The sequence below is a fragment of the Vibrio sp. 10N.261.54.E10 genome, from assembly GCF_002877735.2.
In the GTDB taxonomy this organism is placed as follows: domain Bacteria; phylum Pseudomonadota; class Gammaproteobacteria; order Enterobacterales; family Vibrionaceae; genus Vibrio; species Vibrio crassostreae_C.
In genome coordinates this window covers 2529654-2549679 of sequence record NZ_MCXE02000001.1, presented here as the reverse complement: position 1 = coordinate 2549679, position 20026 = coordinate 2529654, and the positions used below count along the sequence as shown (strand labels likewise).

The following is a 20026-nucleotide window of genomic DNA, read 5'->3' as shown; positions in this document are numbered from 1 at the left end:
GAAGTCGTAACAAGGTAGCCCTAGGGGAACCTGGGGCTGGATCACCTCCTTATACGAAGATATACACGATGAGTACCCACACAGATTGATTAGGTTTAGAAAAGTTAAGAGTAACCTATGTCCCGTTCGTCTAGAGGCCTAGGACACCGCCCTTTCACGGCGGTAACAGGGGTTCGACTCCCCTACGGGATACCATCTTTAAGCACATTTATTTAAGTGTTTTTAAAAATGGTTCATTTTATTGAATCAAGCTCTTTAACAATTTGGAAAGCTGACTGATTGATTTACTTACGAGTAATTCAATCAAATTTAAAAGTTCTCAATGTTTATCTTTCATTAGATAAACACAACAAACACATTCAAGTGTCTTGGCTTTTTGTCTTCACTTTTTAAAAGTGGAAATAAAGAGTGATTCAAACTTAGTTTGAATCGAAATTGAGTCCGGCAAACAGTTATCAAGAATTAACCCTTCTTGATGACAACCAAAAACCTTGGTTAGTTGCCATACGCTTATTTGTCTTCACTTTTTAAAGTGAAAGCAAATAGAAACCCTTTCGGGTTGTATGGTTAAGTGACTAAGCGTACACGGTGGATGCCTTGGCAGTCAGAGGCGATGAAAGGCGTAATAACTTGCGATAAGCCCAGATTAGGTAGTAATAACCTTTTGAGTCTGGGATTCCTGAATGGGGAAACCCACTTACATAAGTAAGTATCCTGTTGTGAATACATAGCAACAGGAGGCAAACCGGGGGAACTGAAACATCTAAGTACCCCGAGGAAGAGAAATCAACCGAGATTCCGAAAGTAGCGGCGAGCGAAATTGGATTAGCCCTTAAGCTTTTAATGAGACAGATGAAGGCTCTGGAAAGTGCCGCAATAAAGGGTGATAGCCCCGTAATCGACATCTCATCATCAGTGAAAACGAGTAGGGCGGGACACGTGATATCCTGTCTGAATATGGGGGGACCATCCTCCAAGGCTAAATACTACTGACTGACCGATAGTGAACCAGTACCGTGAGGGAAAGGCGAAAAGAACCCCTGTGAGGGGAGTGAAATAGAACCTGAAACCGTGTACGTACAAGCAGTAGGAGCACCTTCGTGGTGTGACTGCGTACCTTTTGTATAATGGGTCAGCGACTTAATTTTAGTAGCAAGGTTAACCGTTTAGGGGAGCCGTAGGGAAACCGAGTCTTAACTGGGCGTACAGTTGCTAGGATTAGACCCGAAACCAGGTGATCTAGCCATGGGCAGGTTGAAGGTTGAGTAACATCAACTGGAGGACCGAACCGACTAATGTTGAAAAATTAGCGGATGACTTGTGGCTAGGGGTGAAAGGCCAATCAAACCTGGAGATAGCTGGTTCTCCCCGAAAGCTATTTAGGTAGCGCCTCGGACGAATACTACTGGGGGTAGAGCACTGTTAAGGCTAGGGGGTCATCCCGACTTACCAACCCTTTGCAAACTCCGAATACCAGTAAGTACTATCCGGGAGACACACGGCGGGTGCTAACGTCCGTCGTGGAGAGGGAAACAACCCAGACCGCCAGCTAAGGTCCCAAAGTATAGCTAAGTGGGAAACGATGTGGGAAGGCTCAGACAGCCAGGATGTTGGCTTAGAAGCAGCCATCATTTAAAGAAAGCGTAATAGCTCACTGGTCGAGTCGGCCTGCGCGGAAGATGTAACGGGGCTAAGCTATACACCGAAGCTGCGGCTACGTACCTTAGGGTGCGTGGGGTAGGGGAGCGTTCTGTAAGCCGTTGAAGGTGGCCTGTAAGGGCTGCTGGAGGTATCAGAAGTGCGAATGCTGACATGAGTAACGATAAAGGGAGTGAAAAACTCCCTCGCCGGAAGACCAAGGGTTCCTGTCCAACGTTAATCGGGGCAGGGTAAGTCGACTCCTAAGGCGAGGCCGAAAGGCGTAGTCGATGGGAAACGGGTTAATATTCCCGTACTTCTTACAATTGCGATGGGGGGACGGAGAAGGCTAGGTGGGCCTGGCGACGGTTGTCCAGGTTCAAGTATGTAGGCGGAAAGTTTAGGTAAATCCGGACTTTCTTAACGCTGAGATACGATGTCGAGCTACTACGGTAGTGAAGTCATTGATGCCATGCTTCCAGGAAAAGCCTCTAAGCTTCAGATTGTAAGGAATCGTACCCCAAACCGACACAGGTGGTCGGGTAGAGAATACCAAGGCGCTTGAGAGAACTCGGGTGAAGGAACTAGGCAAAATGGTACCGTAACTTCGGGAGAAGGTACGCTCTTATCAGTGAAGTCCCTTGCGGATGGAGCAGACGAGAGTCGCAGATACCAGGTGGCTGCAACTGTTTATTAAAAACACAGCACTGTGCAAAATCGTAAGATGACGTATACGGTGTGACGCCTGCCCGGTGCCGGAAGGTTAATTGATGGGGTTAGACTTCGGTCGAAGCTCTTGATCGAAGCCCCGGTAAACGGCGGCCGTAACTATAACGGTCCTAAGGTAGCGAAATTCCTTGTCGGGTAAGTTCCGACCTGCACGAATGGCGTAATGATGGCCACGCTGTCTCCACCCGAGACTCAGTGAAATTGAAATCGCTGTGAAGATGCAGTGTACCCGCGGCTAGACGGAAAGACCCCGTGAACCTTTACTACAGCTTGGCACTGAACATTGAACCTACATGTGTAGGATAGGTGGGAGACTATGAAACCGCGTCGCTAGATGTGGTGGAGTCGTCCTTGAAATACCACCCTTGTAGTTTTGATGTTCTAACGTTGGCCCCTGAATCGGGGTTACGGACAGTGCCTGGTGGGTAGTTTGACTGGGGCGGTCTCCTCCCAAAGAGTAACGGAGGAGCACGAAGGTGGGCTAAACACGGTTGGACATCGTGTGGTTAGTGCAATGGCATAAGCCCGCTTGACTGCGAGAATGACAATTCGAGCAGGTGCGAAAGCAGGTCATAGTGATCCGGTGGTTCTGAATGGAAGGGCCATCGCTCAACGGATAAAAGGTACTCCGGGGATAACAGGCTGATACCGCCCAAGAGTTCATATCGACGGCGGTGTTTGGCACCTCGATGTCGGCTCATCACATCCTGGGGCTGAAGTCGGTCCCAAGGGTATGGCTGTTCGCCATTTAAAGTGGTACGCGAGCTGGGTTTAGAACGTCGTGAGACAGTTCGGTCCCTATCTGCCGTGGGCGTTGGAAAATTGAAAGGGGCTGCTCCTAGTACGAGAGGACCGGAGTGGACGAACCTCTGGTGTTCGGGTTGTCATGCCAATGGCATTGCCCGGTAGCTAAGTTCGGAATCGATAACCGCTGAAAGCATCTAAGCGGGAAGCGAGCCTTGAGATGAGTTTTCCCTGGCACTATAAGTGTCCTAAAGGGTTGTCGTAGACTACGACGTTGATAGGCAGGGTGTGTAAGTGCTGCGAGGCATTGAGCTAACCTGTACTAATTGCCCGTGAGGCTTAACCATACAACACCCAAGGGGTTTTGTGGACTCAAAGAAAGACCAGACCTTGAATGAGTTTGAAGAGATAGACTTTTAAATCAGTTTTCCAGATTATTTTGCCTTCAGTTTTTAAAAAAAGCTAAAAGTAAAAGCAAAATTTGCTTGGCGACCATAGCATTGTGGACCCACCTGATTCCATGCCGAACTCAGAAGTGAAACACAATAGCGCCGATGGTAGTGTGGGGCTTCCCCATGTGAGAGTAGGACATCGCCAGGCTTTAAATTTATTTTCACTTTTTTAAAAGTGAAGACAAAAGTTCGACTTTGTCTATTAAGTAGACAAGTCACCATAGAGTTCTAAGTTTTCTTAGTATTTTATGTTGACTTTCAAAGTGGAAAGCGTATTATACGCGTCCTGCTTGAGTGCTAAGGCACTGAAAGCGTTCTCTTTTTAGAGAACAAGCTCTTTAACAATTTAAACCTATCAATCTGTGTGGGCACTCGTTGATGAATATCAAAACGTTTTATCGTTAGATAAAACAGATTCTTCGGAATCAAAATTGATTTCAATGAACTGAGTGACCAATACGTTTAACTACTTGTAGTTATTCGGCACAGTCAATTCATTACCATTCTGTTGGAATGGTAATAGCTTTAGAATTACATGTTCATGTTTACATGAATATTAGTTTTGAAGTCAGTATTCGTTGAGTCACAAAATCTTAAATTGAAGAGTTTGATCATGGCTCAGATTGAACGCTGGCGGCAGGCCTAACACATGCAAGTCGAGCGGAAACGACACTAACAATCCTTCGGGTGCGTTAATGGGCGTCGAGCGGCGGACGGGTGAGTAATGCCTAGGAAATTGCCTTGATGTGGGGGATAACCATTGGAAACGATGGCTAATACCGCATAATGCCTACGGGCCAAAGAGGGGGACCTTCGGGCCTCTCGCGTCAAGATATGCCTAGGTGGGATTAGCTAGTTGGTGAGGTAATGGCTCACCAAGGCGACGATCCCTAGCTGGTCTGAGAGGATGATCAGCCACACTGGAACTGAGACACGGTCCAGACTCCTACGGGAGGCAGCAGTGGGGAATATTGCACAATGGGCGAAAGCCTGATGCAGCCATGCCGCGTGTATGAAGAAGGCCTTCGGGTTGTAAAGTACTTTCAGTTGTGAGGAAGGGGGTAGTGTTAATAGCGCTATCTCTTGACGTTAGCAACAGAAGAAGCACCGGCTAACTCCGTGCCAGCAGCCGCGGTAATACGGAGGGTGCGAGCGTTAATCGGAATTACTGGGCGTAAAGCGCATGCAGGTGGTTCATTAAGTCAGATGTGAAAGCCCGGGGCTCAACCTCGGAACTGCATTTGAAACTGGTGAACTAGAGTACTGTAGAGGGGGGTAGAATTTCAGGTGTAGCGGTGAAATGCGTAGAGATCTGAAGGAATACCAGTGGCGAAGGCGGCCCCCTGGACAGATACTGACACTCAGATGCGAAAGCGTGGGGAGCAAACAGGATTAGATACCCTGGTAGTCCACGCCGTAAACGATGTCTACTTGGAGGTTGTGGCCTTGAGCCGTGGCTTTCGGAGCTAACGCGTTAAGTAGACCGCCTGGGGAGTACGGTCGCAAGATTAAAACTCAAATGAATTGACGGGGGCCCGCACAAGCGGTGGAGCATGTGGTTTAATTCGATGCAACGCGAAGAACCTTACCTACTCTTGACATCCAGAGAAGCCAGCGGAGACGCAGGTGTGCCTTCGGGAGCTCTGAGACAGGTGCTGCATGGCTGTCGTCAGCTCGTGTTGTGAAATGTTGGGTTAAGTCCCGCAACGAGCGCAACCCTTATCCTTGTTTGCCAGCGAGTAATGTCGGGAACTCCAGGGAGACTGCCGGTGATAAACCGGAGGAAGGTGGGGACGACGTCAAGTCATCATGGCCCTTACGAGTAGGGCTACACACGTGCTACAATGGCGCATACAGAGGGCAGCAAGCTAGCGATAGTGAGCGAATCCCAAAAAGTGCGTCGTAGTCCGGATTGGAGTCTGCAACTCGACTCCATGAAGTCGGAATCGCTAGTAATCGTGAATCAGAATGTCACGGTGAATACGTTCCCGGGCCTTGTACACACCGCCCGTCACACCATGGGAGTGGGCTGCAAAAGAAGTGGGTAGTTTAACCTTTCGGGGAGGACGCTCACCACTTTGTGGTTCATGACTGGGGTGAAGTCGTAACAAGGTAGCCCTAGGGGAACCTGGGGCTGGATCACCTCCTTATACGAAGATATACACGATGAGTACCCACACAGATTGATTAGGTTTAGAAAAGTTAAGAGACGATATTGGGTCTGTAGCTCAGCTGGTTAGAGCGCTCGCCTGATAAGCGGGAGGTCGGTGGTTCAAGTCCACTCAGACCCACCAATATCGACCTAGATGGGGCTATAGCTCAGCTGGGAGAGCGCCTGCCTTGCACGCAGGAGGTCTGCGGTTCGATCCCGCATAGCTCCACCATCTTTAAGCGTTCTTGTTCGACAAAAAGTCTTACGAGAGTCTTTAAAAATGGTTCAATTTATTGAATCAAGCTCTTTAACAATTTGGAAAGCTGACTGATTGATTACTTACGAGTAATTCAATCAAATTTAAAAGTTCTCAATGTTTATCTTTCATTAGATAAACACAACAAACACATTCAAGTGTCTTGGCTTTTTGTCTTCACTTTTTAAAAGTGGAAATAAAGAGTGATTCAAACTTAGTTTGAATCGAAATTGAGTCCGGCAAACAGTCATTGAGAACTAACCCTTCTTGATGACAACCAAAAACCTTGGTTAGTTGCCATACGCTAAGACCCTTTCGGGTTGTATGGTTAAGTGACTAAGCGTACACGGTGGATGCCTTGGCAGTCAGAGGCGATGAAAGGCGTAATAACTTGCGATAAGCCCAGATTAGGTAGTAATAACCTTTTGAGTCTGGGATTCCTGAATGGGGAAACCCACTTACATAAGTAAGTATCTTGTTGTGAATACATAGCAACAGGAGGCAAACCGGGGGAACTGAAACATCTAAGTACCCCGAGGAAGAGAAATCAACCGAGATTCCGAAAGTAGCGGCGAGCGAAATTGGATTAGCCCTTAAGCTTTTAATGATGCAGGTGAAGAGTCTGGAAAGTCTCGCAGTAAAGGGTGATAGCCCCGTAACCGACACATCATAATCAGTGAAAACGAGTAGGGCGGGACACGTGATATCCTGTCTGAATATGGGGGGACCATCCTCCAAGGCTAAATACTACTGACTGACCGATAGTGAACCAGTACCGTGAGGGAAAGGCGAAAAGAACCCCTGTGAGGGGAGTGAAATAGAACCTGAAACCGTGTACGTACAAGCAGTAGGAGCACCTTCGTGGTGTGACTGCGTACCTTTTGTATAATGGGTCAGCGACTTAATTTTAGTAGCAAGGTTAACCGTTTAGGGGAGCCGTAGGGAAACCGAGTCTTAACTGGGCGTACAGTTGCTAGGATTAGACCCGAAACCAGGTGATCTAGCCATGGGCAGGTTGAAGGTTGAGTAACATCAACTGGAGGACCGAACCGACTAATGTTGAAAAATTAGCGGATGACTTGTGGCTAGGGGTGAAAGGCCAATCAAACCTGGAGATAGCTGGTTCTCCCCGAAAGCTATTTAGGTAGCGCCTCGGACGAATACTACTGGGGGTAGAGCACTGTTAAGGCTAGGGGGTCATCCCGACTTACCAACCCTTTGCAAACTCCGAATACCAGTAAGTACTATCCGGGAGACACACGGCGGGTGCTAACGTCCGTCGTGGAGAGGGAAACAACCCAGACCGCCAGCTAAGGTCCCAAAGTATAGCTAAGTGGGAAACGATGTGGGAAGGCTCAGACAGCCAGGATGTTGGCTTAGAAGCAGCCATCATTTAAAGAAAGCGTAATAGCTCACTGGTCGAGTCGGCCTGCGCGGAAGATGTAACGGGGCTAAGCTATACACCGAAGCTGCGGCTACGTACCTTAGGGTATGTGGGGTAGGGGAGCGTTCTGTAAGCCGTTGAAGGTGGTCTGTAAGGACTGCTGGAGGTATCAGAAGTGCGAATGCTGACATGAGTAACGATAAAGGGAGTGAAAAACTCCCTCGCCGGAAGACCAAGGGTTCCTGTCCAACGTTAATCGGGGCAGGGTAAGTCGACTCCTAAGGCGAGGCCGAAAGGCGTAGTCGATGGGAAACGGGTTAATATTCCCGTACTTCTTACAATTGCGATGGGGGGACGGAGAAGGCTAGGTGGGCCTGGCGACGGTTGTCCAGGTTCAAGTACGTAGGCGGGTGGTTTAGGTAAATCCGGACCGCTACTAACGCTGAGATACGATGTCGAGCTACTACGGTAGTGAAGTCATTGATGCCATGCTTCCAGGAAAAGCCTCTAAGCTTCAGATTGTAAGGAATCGTACCCCAAACCGACACAGGTGGTCGGGTAGAGAATACCAAGGCGCTTGAGAGAACTCGGGTGAAGGAACTAGGCAAAATGGTACCGTAACTTCGGGAGAAGGTACGCTCTTATCAGTGAAGTCCCTTGCGGATGGAGCAGACGAGAGTCGCAGATACCAGGTGGCTGCAACTGTTTATTAAAAACACAGCACTGTGCAAAATCGTAAGATGACGTATACGGTGTGACGCCTGCCCGGTGCCGGAAGGTTAATTGATGGGGTTAGACTTCGGTCGAAGCTCTTGATCGAAGCCCCGGTAAACGGCGGCCGTAACTATAACGGTCCTAAGGTAGCGAAATTCCTTGTCGGGTAAGTTCCGACCTGCACGAATGGCGTAATGATGGCCACGCTGTCTCCACCCGAGACTCAGTGAAATTGAAATCGCTGTGAAGATGCAGTGTACCCGCGGCTAGACGGAAAGACCCCGTGAACCTTTACTACAGCTTGGCACTGAACATTGAACCTACATGTGTAGGATAGGTGGGAGACTATGAAACCGCGTCGCTAGATGTGGTGGAGTCGTCCTTGAAATACCACCCTTGTAGTTTTGATGTTCTAACGTTGGTCCCTGAATCGGGATTACGGACAGTGCCTGGTGGGTAGTTTGACTGGGGCGGTCTCCTCCCAAAGAGTAACGGAGGAGCACGAAGGTGGGCTAAACACGGTTGGACATCGTGTGGTTAGTGCAATGGCATAAGCCCGCTTGACTGCGAGAATGACAATTCGAGCAGGTGCGAAAGCAGGTCATAGTGATCCGGTGGTTCTGAATGGAAGGGCCATCGCTCAACGGATAAAAGGTACTCCGGGGATAACAGGCTGATACCGCCCAAGAGTTCATATCGACGGCGGTGTTTGGCACCTCGATGTCGGCTCATCACATCCTGGGGCTGAAGTCGGTCCCAAGGGTATGGCTGTTCGCCATTTAAAGTGGTACGCGAGCTGGGTTTAGAACGTCGTGAGACAGTTCGGTCCCTATCTGCCGTGGGCGTTGGAAAATTGAAAGGGGCTGCTCCTAGTACGAGAGGACCGGAGTGGACGAACCTCTGGTGTTCGGGTTGTCATGCCAATGGCATTGCCCGGTAGCTAAGTTCGGAATCGATAACCGCTGAAAGCATCTAAGCGGGAAGCGAGCCTTGAGATGAGTTTTCCCTGGCGCTATAAGCGTCCTAAAGGGTTGTCGTAGACTACGACGTTGATAGGCAGGGTGTGTAAGTGCTGCGAGGCATTGAGCTAACCTGTACTAATTGCCCGTGAGGCTTAACCATACAACACCCAAGGGGTTTTGTGGACTCAAAGAAAGACCAGACCTTGAATGAGTTTGAAGAGATAGACTTTTAAATCAGTTTTCCAGATTATTTTGCCTTCAGTTTTTAAAAAAGCTGAAAGTAAAAGCAAAATTTGCTTGGCGACCATAGCATTGTGGACCCACCTGATTCCATGCCGAACTCAGAAGTGAAACACAATAGCGCCGATGGTAGTGTGGGGCTTCCCCATGTGAGAGTAGGACATCGCCAGGCTTTAAATTTTTAAAATCGTTTTTAAACGGTTTTTGAATTGCTGATATAGCTCAGCCCGGTAGAGCGCACCCTTGGTAAGGGTGAGGTCCCCAGTTCGAGTCTGGGTATCAGCACCATATTTAGTTGATTTGATTATTCAAGTTAACAACAGAATTTGTTTGACGACCATAGCATTGTGGACCCACCTGATTCCATGCCGAACTCAGAAGTGAAACACAATAGCGCCGATGGTAGTGTGGGGCTTCCCCATGTGAGAGTAGGACATCGTCAGGCTCAAATTGCTTTATGCTGAATAGACACTGCGGAGTGGTAGTTCAGTTGGTTAGAATACCGGCCTGTCACGCCGGGGGTCGCGGGTTCGAGTCCCGTCCACTCCGCCACTTATTAGAAAGCCTAGTCTTATGACTAGGCTTTCGTCATTTCTGGGTATCGATAATTCGGTCTCCAACCACGAGCTCCGGTCGCCTGAGATCCTAGCTACTCCGCCATTTATAAGAAACCTCGCTAGAAATCGCGAGGCTTTTTTGCATCTAAATCATAGTGTTTCGCACGTCAGTCGAATAACTTATACCAATCCGGAAAATTAACTGATCAGGTCAATCCAATCTCTTGTACACATTTTTGTGACGCGATCTTTGCACTCAAGAAATCCATTCCAAGCGCTACAGACCTTCGAAACAATATCGTTATAATCAATGAAGTTTTGGTTTGCTAGATAGTGTTGCCTTAACCAACTCCACACTTGCTCTATAGGGTTAAGCTCTGGTGAGTATGGCGGCAATTTGATAATACTGACATTATCAAATGGGTTAGCAATATCATCGGTATGCCATCCTGCGCCATCCATTATTACCACTGAATGACGGTCTTTTTCTGTGACTTTAGATATCTGCTCTAGATGGTTTATCATGATGTCTTTGTTAACCCAAGGGACGACCATTGCCTCACCAATCCCTCTCGATGGGCACACTGAGCCAAACAAATAAGCGTATTCAAATTGCTGCTGTTTTACTACGCGAGGTCTCGTTCCACGAGTAGCCCAAAAACGTGTTGTTGTGTTCTGCTGACCAAACCTAGCTTCGTCTTGAAACCAGACATCAACACTCTCTAGCCCAATATGGCCGGGGATCTTAAGGATCGTTTCGATTTGGAATTTTTTTAAAATCGTCCTGTATTTGCTGTGATTGTTTAGGGTGTTTGGAACGAGAAGTTATCCAAGAAAAACCCATGTGGTCGAGGAGATAATAGATGGAATTAGGGTGGTAGTGCTTGTCAAAGTGTTTAACGATGTAGTCATGTATATCGCTTCCAACAAGGCGGCCACCAGAAGGTGATTCAGCTTCTTTTTTTATGAAGGCACTGAGTTGAGCCCGCTGCTCATCGGTGAGGTATGCAGGCCTACCAGTCCGAGGTTTTTCTTGAAGTCCTTCTAGGCCTTCTTCAAAAAAAATCCGAACCCATTTATTGACACTGGTTCGACTGACTTTGAGAGATTTTGCAATTTGTGTACGAGAGAGGCCGTCTTTAAAGTGTGCGAGCGCAAGTAAACGCATCTTCATCTGAATGGTTTTTTGCTGGCTCGCAAGCTTTTTGAAGTCAGTGTTATTAAGGCTATCCATGGTTAAATTTCACAATAATTCATCAATCTTAATTAGATCACATTTTTACTTTAATTGGTATTACACAAAAGATTTTCCCGTAGCCCACAGCTCTTAGCTGAGGTGTCCCCAAAACCAACTCATGATTAGGACTACATCATTTCTGATTCCAGCTGTGAGGTGACTCGAGCATGATTTCAAACGTATGTAGCTTTAAGTTTAGCATTCAGATACTCAAGCCATACGCGCTGTAAGTTAGATTTATGAGACTGAACTGACCCCTTATTAATACTTTGAGTTATAAAAGCCTTACATCCCATCCTAATTACTCTGCGCTGTAGATGTTTCCTTTATTAAGTGAGCGGATCTCAGTGTTAGTTAACAGCCTTTCGGCTACGAAATCTGACTTCTGCTCTATCTGTGAATCTATAGGATACGTGTAATTAGGGCTCTATCATGGAGGCTTCTCTTAAGAACGCTAGAGCTCATAATGAGTCGACTTAATGTCTCTTGTTATGCATTGAGCTTAAAACCACTCTCGATGGTATTGAGCGACTCGTTCTAAGTACTTCAAAGGGTGAAAGTAGGCTAGATTCAGCTTAAAGGTGAGAGTCGCTAAGTGTGTTCCCAAGTGGTGCCTGAGGGGTATATAAGCTAAGAAATAGAGCATCCCTCGTATTCGTGAAGTGACGTTTATCACCCTGCGGATTTAGATTCTTTGGTTCTAGGTGCTGGTATATTAGGGGTTACCACTCTGTCTTCGATTTTGATGTGTTTGTTGACTCGATATTAATCAGTCGTGTTGACCGTTTTGCTCTGAGCATATTGATTTCTTGCTGGTTAGTTCAAGCTATGTTTTGGTTATTGCGACTAAGATGAAGCTAGAAGGTCACTACTGTTTGCTTAGTAGAAATAAAAATCCCCCAAATCATTGGCGGATAGTTTTGTGATTCTTTTCAGAATTAGATAAAGCCTTAAACCTAATGGGTCGAATTATGAAATTGAGTTTTAACTTTGAAGATGCGAGCCAGATCTTTGTGGGATCTTTTGCCTTGGCCGTGCCGATTTCTTTTTCTGAAGAGGCTTGGAAGTTAGGGGAGACTTTACCTACCGCTAATCTATTGCTGCTATTTTTACTGTCTGCGGTGTTCTTAGGCTTCTATACGTATGAGAGTGTCTTTCAAAAAGATGTTGTTGCTCGGTTGCCGGTGTTTATTTTCAGAATAGTGATTGCTTATGTTATGACGGCATTGGTCGTTGCTTTGGTACTGACTTGCCTGGACAAATTACCTCTATTGAGTGATCCCGTCGTATCGATCAAAAGAGTGATTGTTATTTCAATGCCAGCCTCTATGGGCGCTATTGTAGTGGATAGTTTTGATAAAGAGTAATCTGTGTATCAATTTGGATTGAAGTGTCTTACAGAGCTTTTCAGCGCTTACTTGATTCGTTATTTAGCTTTCTTACCTCCAAACTTAGTATTGATTTTTTCAACCGATCTCCTAGTCAATAAAATGAGTAGCAACGTACTGTGACTGACTCTTACGTGAATGTGTCGTTTGTTGTTGGGAGATTTTGAAGAGCATTAAGTAGCGAAGATTTGTAGCTTTGGAAGGATATAAAAACGGTTGGTTTCTGAATTGAATATGGTATTTGAAAGGTGAGGGTAGTTGTATTAATAAGTTAGGATCTTTAGATGCAAAAAAGCCGCATCAATGATGCGGCTTCTTTTAATTGGCTCCCCTTGCAAGACTTGAACTTGCGACATACGGATTAACAGTCCGCCGTTCTACCAACTGAACTAAAGGGGAATTGATTGTTTAGTCTCTAATCAAGAGAATGGTGCCGACTACCGGAATCGAACTGGTGACCTACTGATTACAAGTCAGTTGCTCTACCTACTGAGCTAAGTCGGCATCATGAATCAAAAAGCTTATGCTTGATGATTAACTTGGCTCCCCTTGCAAGACTTGAACTTGCGACATACGGATTAACAGTCCGCCGTTCTACCAACTGAACTAAAGGGGAATTATTCTTAAAGCTTTAAAGAAATGGTGCCGACTACCGGAGTCGAACTGGTGACCTACTGATTACAAGTCAGTTGCTCTACCTACTGAGCTAAGTCGGCACATAATATTTCTTTGTGCTTTACTGTTGTTGTCTAAGACACCAACAAATAAATTGTGGTGCCCGGAGGCGGAATCGAACCACCGACACGAGGATTTTCAATCCTCTGCTCTACCGACTGAGCTATCCGGGCGACGAGGTGTATTAAACGTGTTTTCGCGTTCTGGGTCAACATTAAATTGCAAAAAAAGTATCGTTTGATGTTTTTCTATACTTAGTGGGTTGTTTTTGCTCATTTGGGGTGAAAAACCTAGGTCTAGCATGCCCTAAAAGATAGTAAAACTACGGTTAACTACACTGAATGGGCGCCGAAATAAAAAAAGCACGTATGAAAACGTGCTTTTTTATTTGAAAATTTTCTAGGGAGTTTAGTGTTTTACTTCAAACCTATTAACCCAAGCTTCTAATTCGTTGGAAAGAGAGGCAAGAGTTTGGGTGCTGTTATGACTTTCTGTTACGACATTGCTCAGTTGGTTACCGCTCTCTTCGATCATATTGATACGCTTCGATATATCATCGCTCACCTGAGTCTGCTCAGCGGCCGCTGTTGCGATTTGATGACTCATTGATGAAATGGACTCTAATGCGACAACAATCTGTTGTAGTGCTTCAGAGGCGTTTTGAGACTCTGTTACGGTGCTTTCACTGGTCGCGGCACACACTTCCATGGTTTGAATTGCGTTGCGAGATCCCTCTTGAAGGTTATTAATCATTAATTGGATTTCTTTTGTGCTCGATTGTGTTCTGCCTGCAAGGTTACGAACCTCATCTGCTACAACAGCAAATCCACGACCTTGTTCGCCAGCTCGAGCTGCTTCAATGGCTGCATTTAGTGCCAATAAGTTAGTTTGCTCCGCTATATCACCAATCACATCCAATACTTTTGCAATGTTGTTTACATCGTTATCTAGGTTAGCGACAGCTTCGCTTGCTGTGCCTAGTTGGCCTGCTAAGCCTTGAATGTTATCTACTGTGTTGTGAATGAGTTGTTGGGTATGCTGGCTCTGTTTGTCGGCCTCGTCGGTGTTGCGCGCGGTATCGCTAGCTGAAGCAGCTACGTTATTGGCTGAAGAGGCCATCTCGGTCATTGCTGTCGCGATCATCTCTGTTGATTGCTGTTGGGTGTCTGTCAGTTGACCAATTGACCCAGCGCGATCTTCTACGCGCTGCAGTTCGCCTCTTAATGCCAGCATTGAAGCGTCAAGGTTTGATACTAGCTCAGCCAATGACTTACTCATTTGTTGTACGGCGTGATAGATACTGCCGTCAATTGCCTGAGTTTCGAAAGAGGTTTGAATTCGACCTTGTGCTACGGCTTGTACTGCTTCTCGTACGTCTTTAGGTTCGCCGCCAAGAAGCGCTAGCATGCGTTTAATGGATACAATTAGGCTCGCCAGAATAAGACCAGCAATCACGACACAAAGGAATAGCTGCCATTGAGCAGTAGACCAAAAACGAGCGTTAACTTCATTGAACCCGATACCAGTGCCGACAACCCAACCCCAATGTGGCGTTTTCTCTGCAATAGACAGTTTTTCTTCAATCGTTCCATCTGGCAGTTTTTGTGTCCAGGTGTACTCAATGATCTCGCCAGTACGATTACCAAGTACTCTTTGGATTAGCTGCCCAACACTATTACCGTCGCCATCTTTAAAGTCGTTAAAACTGGTTCCGTGCAGTTGAGGATCTAATGGTGTCGCGATAAACGTCATGTTCTCATCGGCTACGTAAACATATTCATTATCTTTATAGATGTTGTTGCGTAGAAGGCGAGTAGCTAGTTGCTTGGCTTGCTCTTCTTCTAGTGTGCCATCAATCGCCATTTTTTCGACTTCAGTAAGAATGCTGTATGCGCTCTTAAACAGCTCTGTTACGCGAGCTTTGTTGTCCATGTTGCTAGCAACTCTTAAGGTCCATAAGCCTGTAGCCGTCAGTGCTAGCAGGGCGATCAAGATGATGCCCGATAATAAGTAAGCTTGCGTTTTTAGTTTCATATTTCCCCGCGCAGCGATTCAATAATTAGTATTAGGTATAATTCATCGAATCTTAATCTAAGTGGTGTAAGGCAGATATTAGAAAGACATCAAAGTATGATAGGGATTAAATTTTCGAAGAAAAAAAAGTAACAGGACTTGGTTCTATTTGTTTTAATGTGAATATTAGCGGGTCATGAACTTTATAAGGCGTTGGTTCTGTTGTAGTGGATATGCTTTATAGAACTTAGAATCAACTGCTGTAGTAAGAGTACTAAAAGGAGATAACTCAATTTATCGAGACTGATTAAGAGTTAGTGAGGAGCTGATGTGTATATTGAATAGAGTTTGTTTTTGTTCACACGAAAAAAAGCCAAGTCTTTCGACTTGGCTTTCTTGAATGTGGCTCCCCTTGCAAGACTTGAACTTGCGACATACGGATTAACAGTCCGCCGTTCTACCAACTGAACTAAAGGGGAATTATTTGTGTCAACATCAGGTCTATAAAGACCATTATTTGTTAAGCACCAAATAATGGTGCCTCGAGGCGGAATCGAACCACCGACACGCGGATTTTCAATCCGCTGCTCTACCGACTGAGCTATCGAGGCAAAAGAATGGTGCCGACTACCGGAGTCGAACTGGTGACCTACTGATTACAAGTCAGTTGCTCTACCTACTGAGCTAAGTCGGCACACTAAATTCTTTGCTTAAAGAGTTAAACTCTTCAATTAAAACCTCATATAAAATGAAGTCCTTTAAAAATGGCTCCCCTTGCAAGACTTGAACTTGCGACATACGGATTAACAGTCCGCCGTTCTACCAACTGAACTAAAGGGGAATTACTTGTCTCAACATCAGGTCTATAAAGACCATTATTTGTTAAGTACCAAATAATGGTGCCTCGAGGCGGAATCGAACCACCGACACGCGGATTTTCAATCCGCTGCTCTACCGACTGAGCTATCGAGGCAAAAGAATGGTGCCGACTACCGGAGTCGAACTGGTGACCTACTGATTACAAGTCAGTTGCTCTACCTACTGAGCTAAGTCGGCACACTAAATTCTTTATGCTTTTGTCCGTGTTGTTACTCCCTGTTAAAGAGTGTTGACACCAACAAATCAAATTGTGGTGCCCGGAGGCGGAATCGAACCACCGACACGAGGATTTTCAATCCTCTGCTCTACCGACTGAGCTATCCGGGCAACGGAGCGCTATTAAACGGATTTTCTGCATAACCGTCAACTCCTTTTTTGAAAATAACTAAAAAAACCGTTCGTTCGTTGTTTTTTTATTCAAAAGTGAGGGTTATGTTTTACCTTGGTTAAATTCTTTTTTGAATTGCGTTACTTTTTCGAGGTATCGGCGCGACTCTTTATTTGGATGCTTCTTGGTAAGCGCCCAGTAGGCTTGGCTCGGTTGCAGCGAGTTTAAGTCTTGCATTGCTCGCTTTCTGTCCTTACTGAAGGTATTGAGTACGCCACCAGTACCGCCGTTATAGGCTGAAATCATACTGTATTCAAGCGTTAATGGGTTTTTTACGTCTTTCAAATAACGATTTTTAAGGATGTAAAAGTATGCGGTGCCAGCATCAATGTTGTTTTCTGGATTGAATAAGTACTCAGGGCTTGGTTCACCAGGTTTCTTTTTGACGTGTTCAAATACATCTCGACCAGCGGTTTTAGGTACCACCTGCATAAGACCATAAGCATTAGCCCAGCTTACGGCGTACGGGTTGAAGCTACTCTCTGTCTTGATGATAGCGTAGATTAAATCTTCAGGGATGTCATAACGCTGAGACGCTCGTCGAACGATGTCGGCATATTGATAACTACGCTGGCTAGCGTGGTCGGCCACCATTGGGATTTCAACGTAGTAGGCTTTTTTAAAGTCGACTTCTTTGGTTTTTAGGTTATTCGCGATCAGGTAATCCGCAAACTGGTTCGCTCGCCAAGTCCATTGAATGGGCTTTTTTTCTTGGTCTACGACCTGATTATAGAGGAAAGGTTTGCCTTCTAGCTTGATGCTTTTAGAAGAGAATAGATCGACATGCGCCGGATCATCTGGCGTCAAAAGGGTCGTCATGATCGCATTTTTGAGGTGTTTTTTCGGTTCGGTAGAGGAAACCGTTTCCACCGTTATCAGGCCTTGGCTAAAATTCACTTCTGAACGACTTAAGTAATTATCTATGTATTTCACATAGTTACTCTTACCTGCTATCTTGATTTCACTGCTACCCCAACGTTTTTGAATGTTGCCTGAAAAGCTATCTATTAATGAATCTAGCGCCCCGGTATCTTTTTCAAATTGTCCGGGTAGCTCAGCTAAATTCTTCACAAACCGGTTGGTTGGCTCGTAATTGACATCATAAATGCTTTCGACAAATTCACGGCTGCAGCCAGTTAATAACATGGCTGTTAGGAAGTAACTTAGCTTTTTCATAGTTCCTCATACAAAAATGACATCGCAGCGTTAACCATGATGTCATTAAAAATTGCTTAAATAAATGTCTTATTCGCTTGGTGGAGTATAGCCATCAATTACGACATCTTTACCTTCAAAAAGGAAGTTAACCATCTCAGTTTCAAGAAGTTTACGATGCTCAGGATCCATCATGTTTAGCTTCTTTTCATTGATAAGCATAGTTTGCTTGCTTTGCCATTGTCCCCAAGCTTCTTTAGACACGTTGTCAAAGATACGCTTACCTAAGTCACCTGGGTAAAGTTGAAAATCTAGGCCTTCAGCATCTTTTTGAAGGCGAGCACAAAATACAGTGCGGCTCATAGTGGTTCCTCTTATCGCGTTCGTTGATTCAAACGTCGTCGTTCAGTTCAAAGGGTAGGCTCTCAATAAGCTGCTTTACAGGAGCGGCTAGGCCAATTTCTTCCGGTTTTGATAAGTTATACCAGAGACCTTTAGCCCCTTCCATTATCAAATCTGGTTGTTTATCTAATTTCACTAATACTGGCGTGATATCTAAGTGGTAGTGGCTGAAAGTGTGTCTAAACGCAATCATGGTCTTGATCGAATTGGTTTGAGTGTCTTTGATCGAACGAAGATCTAGTTGATGTTCGATCTCTGCGTTTTCATTTTGAGGGAAACAAAACAATCCGCCCCAGATACCAGATTGAGGGCGCTGTTCGAGCCACACTTGGTTGTCGTGATACAGAATCACAAACCATGTGTCTTTTACTGGCTTTTCTTTCTTAGGCTTTTTGCCAGGGAAGTCGAGCTGTCTATCGAGCTTCTTGGCCTCACACATGCTTTCAATCGGGCACAAGGTGCACTTAGGCTTGCTACGGGTACAAACCATGGCACCCATGTCCATCATTGCTTGGTTGTACTTATCGACATCTTTGTTCGGAGTATGTGCTTCGGCGTGTTCCCAAAGCTGGTTTTCGACTTTCTTTTGCCCCGGCCAACCTTCAACGGCAAAACTTCTCGCAAGCGTTCGTTTTACATTGCCATCAAGAATCGCATGAGGAAGTTTATGAACCGATGATAAGACGGCTGCTGCTGTTGAGCGACCAATCCCCGGTAGCGCGTTCATCTCTTCGATAGACAGCGGAAATTCACCACCATATTGCTCAGCAACGATCTTGGCTGCTTTATGTAGATTGCGAGCTCGTGCGTAATAACCAAGCCCTGTCCATAAGTGGAGTACCTCATCTTGTTCGGCGTTCGCTAGGTCGATAACCGTTGGAAAGCGTTCTAAGAAGCGTTGGTAGTATGGAATCACCGTAGCAACCTGAGTCTGCTGAAGCATGATTTCAGATAGCCAAACGGTGTAGGCGGTTTTGTTTTGTTGCCAAGGCAATTCTTTACGCCCGTAGGCGTCATACCACTTTAATATGGCGGTTGCGAAAGGAGTCACGACATGCTCTATGCTTTGCTATTATTAGAAGCGAAATTGCACCACACTTAACGTTGGATGTAAAACAGACAAATTGTGTGGGAATTTATCCACGGAAAGACTTGCACCGGAGGCAATTCTTTGGATAATCCCCGCTTTGATTAATCAATGTGCAGGCAAAAATCAATGAGTGAAGTGACCACTAACGAATATACTGAAGACGGCAAACTGGTTCGTAAGATCCGTAGCTTTGTTCGCCGCGAAGGCCGCTTAACAAAAGGCCAAGAGAACGCGATGAATGAATGTTGGCCAACAATGGGTATCGACTACAACCCAGAGCTTCTTAACTGGAAAGAAGTATTTGGCAACGATAACCCGGTTGTACTAGAGATTGGCTTCGGTATGGGTGCATCACTGGTTGAAATGGCAAAGAACGCACCTGAGAAAAACTTCTTAGGTATTGAAGTTCATAGCCCGGGTGTTGGTGCGTGTTTAGGTACAGCTCGCGATGCTGGCGTAACTAACCTGCGTGTAATGTGTCACGATGCTGTAGAAGTATTTGAACACATGATCCCAGATAGCAGCCTGCATACTCTGCAACTGTTCTTCCCTGACCCATGGCACAAAGCTCGTCACCATAAACGTCGTATCGTTAAGGCTGAGTTTGCAGAGATGGTTCGCGGCAAGCTTCAACTTGATACTGGTGTTTTCCACATGGCAACAGACTGGGAAAACTACGCAGAACATATGATTGAAGTGATGAACGTAGCTCCAGGCTTCGAAAACATCGCTGAAGATGGTGATTACATCCCTCGTCCGGATGAGCGCCCGCTAACTAAGTTTGAAGCGCGTGGCCACCGTTTAGGTCATGGTGTTTGGGACATTAAGTTCAAGCGTACTAAGTAACTTCGAATCAAATTAAGTGAAGGGTAATCCGACTTAGGGTTTAACCCCTACACTTTATGGGATTGATTAAAGCCAACATTATTGTAATGTTGGCTTTTTTGTCCTTAGGCTTTTATTTCAGTAAA

7 protein-coding genes, 17 tRNA genes and 7 rRNA genes are annotated in these 20026 nt (G+C 45.8%); 14 read left to right on the top strand and 17 right to left on the bottom strand.

The annotated features are described in order from the left end of the window. From BCU07_RS11290 to BCU07_RS11235, 12 genes are all read left to right on the top strand, one after another. A 16S ribosomal RNA gene (locus BCU07_RS11290) occupies positions 1-52 on the top strand; the annotation flags it as partial. 67 nt (positions 53-119) lie between these two features. After that, positions 120-195, top strand: a tRNA-Glu gene (locus BCU07_RS11285). A 370-nt stretch (positions 196-565) separates the two neighbouring features. Beyond that, a 23S ribosomal RNA gene (locus BCU07_RS11280) occupies positions 566-3458 on the top strand. A 137-nt stretch (positions 3459-3595) separates the two neighbouring features. After that, positions 3596-3711: ribosomal RNA gene (rrf, locus tag BCU07_RS11275) — 5S ribosomal RNA — on the top strand. Between the two features lie 447 nt (positions 3712-4158). Continuing rightward, a 16S ribosomal RNA gene (locus tag BCU07_RS11270) occupies positions 4159-5713 on the top strand. A 67-nt stretch (positions 5714-5780) separates the two neighbouring features. Next, positions 5781-5857, top strand: a tRNA-Ile gene (locus tag BCU07_RS11265). A gap of 14 nt (positions 5858-5871) precedes the next feature. Then, positions 5872-5947: transfer RNA gene (locus BCU07_RS11260), tRNA-Ala, on the top strand. 350 nt (positions 5948-6297) lie between these two features. Continuing rightward, positions 6298-9191: ribosomal RNA gene (locus BCU07_RS11255) — 23S ribosomal RNA — on the top strand. Between the two features lie 136 nt (positions 9192-9327). Then, positions 9328-9443: ribosomal RNA gene (gene rrf / locus BCU07_RS11250) — 5S ribosomal RNA — on the top strand. 39 nt (positions 9444-9482) lie between these two features. Beyond that, a tRNA-Thr gene (locus BCU07_RS11245) sits at positions 9483-9559 on the top strand. Between the two features lie 41 nt (positions 9560-9600). Beyond that, positions 9601-9716: ribosomal RNA gene (gene rrf, locus BCU07_RS11240) — 5S ribosomal RNA — on the top strand. Positions 9717-9746: 30 nt separating this feature from the next. Beyond that, positions 9747-9823, top strand: a tRNA-Asp gene (locus tag BCU07_RS11235). A gap of 203 nt (positions 9824-10026) precedes the next feature. On the opposite strand, the gene BCU07_RS11230 is transcribed toward BCU07_RS11235, so the two are convergent. Next, a protein-coding gene (locus tag BCU07_RS11230; RefSeq protein WP_413286164.1) for an IS630 family transposase occupies positions 10027-11062 on the bottom strand; the annotation gives its coding sequence in 2 pieces (ribosomal slippage) (positions 10027-10602 and positions 10604-11062; 1035 coding nt in all). Positions 11063-12036: 974 nt separating this feature from the next. On the opposite strand from BCU07_RS11230, the gene BCU07_RS11225 reads away from it, so the two are divergent. Further along, positions 12037-12432, top strand: a complete 396-nt coding sequence (locus BCU07_RS11225) for a DUF2391 family protein (protein WP_017060180.1) — start codon at positions 12037-12039, stop codon at positions 12430-12432. A 344-nt stretch (positions 12433-12776) separates the two neighbouring features. On the opposite strand, the gene BCU07_RS11220 is transcribed toward BCU07_RS11225, so the two are convergent. The 16 genes from BCU07_RS11220 to mutY all read right to left on the bottom strand — a co-directional run bounded on the left by BCU07_RS11220 (position 12777) and on the right by mutY (position 19016). Continuing rightward, a tRNA-Asn gene (locus BCU07_RS11220) sits at positions 12777-12852 on the bottom strand. Between the two features lie 29 nt (positions 12853-12881). Beyond that, a tRNA-Thr gene (locus tag BCU07_RS11215) sits at positions 12882-12957 on the bottom strand. A 36-nt stretch (positions 12958-12993) separates the two neighbouring features. Next, a tRNA-Asn gene (locus BCU07_RS11210) sits at positions 12994-13069 on the bottom strand. Between the two features lie 24 nt (positions 13070-13093). Next, positions 13094-13169: transfer RNA gene (locus BCU07_RS11205), tRNA-Thr, on the bottom strand. Between the two features lie 56 nt (positions 13170-13225). After that, positions 13226-13301, bottom strand: a tRNA-Phe gene (locus BCU07_RS11200). A gap of 235 nt (positions 13302-13536) precedes the next feature. Then, positions 13537-15162: a methyl-accepting chemotaxis protein gene (locus BCU07_RS11195; protein ID WP_017062210.1), complete on the bottom strand. Its 1626-nt coding sequence runs from the start codon at positions 15160-15162 to the stop codon at positions 13537-13539. Between the two features lie 382 nt (positions 15163-15544). After that, a tRNA-Asn gene (locus BCU07_RS11190) sits at positions 15545-15620 on the bottom strand. A 56-nt stretch (positions 15621-15676) separates the two neighbouring features. Next, positions 15677-15752, bottom strand: a tRNA-Phe gene (locus BCU07_RS11185). A gap of 7 nt (positions 15753-15759) precedes the next feature. Next, a tRNA-Thr gene (locus BCU07_RS11180) sits at positions 15760-15835 on the bottom strand. Positions 15836-15906: 71 nt separating this feature from the next. Then, positions 15907-15982 (bottom strand) — tRNA-Asn (locus BCU07_RS11175). 56 nt (positions 15983-16038) lie between these two features. After that, positions 16039-16114: transfer RNA gene (locus tag BCU07_RS11170), tRNA-Phe, on the bottom strand. A gap of 7 nt (positions 16115-16121) precedes the next feature. Beyond that, positions 16122-16197 (bottom strand) — tRNA-Thr (locus BCU07_RS11165). A 74-nt stretch (positions 16198-16271) separates the two neighbouring features. Further along, positions 16272-16347 (bottom strand) — tRNA-Phe (locus BCU07_RS11160). Between the two features lie 103 nt (positions 16348-16450). Beyond that, positions 16451-17584, bottom strand: a complete 1134-nt coding sequence (mltC, locus tag BCU07_RS11155) for a membrane-bound lytic murein transglycosylase MltC (protein WP_017063191.1) — start codon at positions 17582-17584, stop codon at positions 16451-16453. A gap of 69 nt (positions 17585-17653) precedes the next feature. Further along, complete coding sequence (locus tag BCU07_RS11150; RefSeq protein WP_010435637.1) at positions 17654-17926, bottom strand: oxidative damage protection protein; 273 nt, start codon at positions 17924-17926, stop codon at positions 17654-17656. A gap of 28 nt (positions 17927-17954) precedes the next feature. Further along, positions 17955-19016: an A/G-specific adenine glycosylase gene (gene mutY / locus BCU07_RS11145; protein ID WP_065584120.1), complete on the bottom strand. Its 1062-nt coding sequence runs from the start codon at positions 19014-19016 to the stop codon at positions 17955-17957. Positions 19017-19181: 165 nt separating this feature from the next. Here mutY and trmB point away from each other — a divergent pair, with 165 nt between their 5' ends. Continuing rightward, positions 19182-19901, top strand: coding sequence for a tRNA (guanosine(46)-N7)-methyltransferase TrmB (gene trmB / locus BCU07_RS11140; RefSeq protein WP_017062250.1), 720 nt, complete (start codon positions 19182-19184; stop codon positions 19899-19901). The last annotated feature ends 125 nt before the right edge of the window (positions 19902-20026 follow it).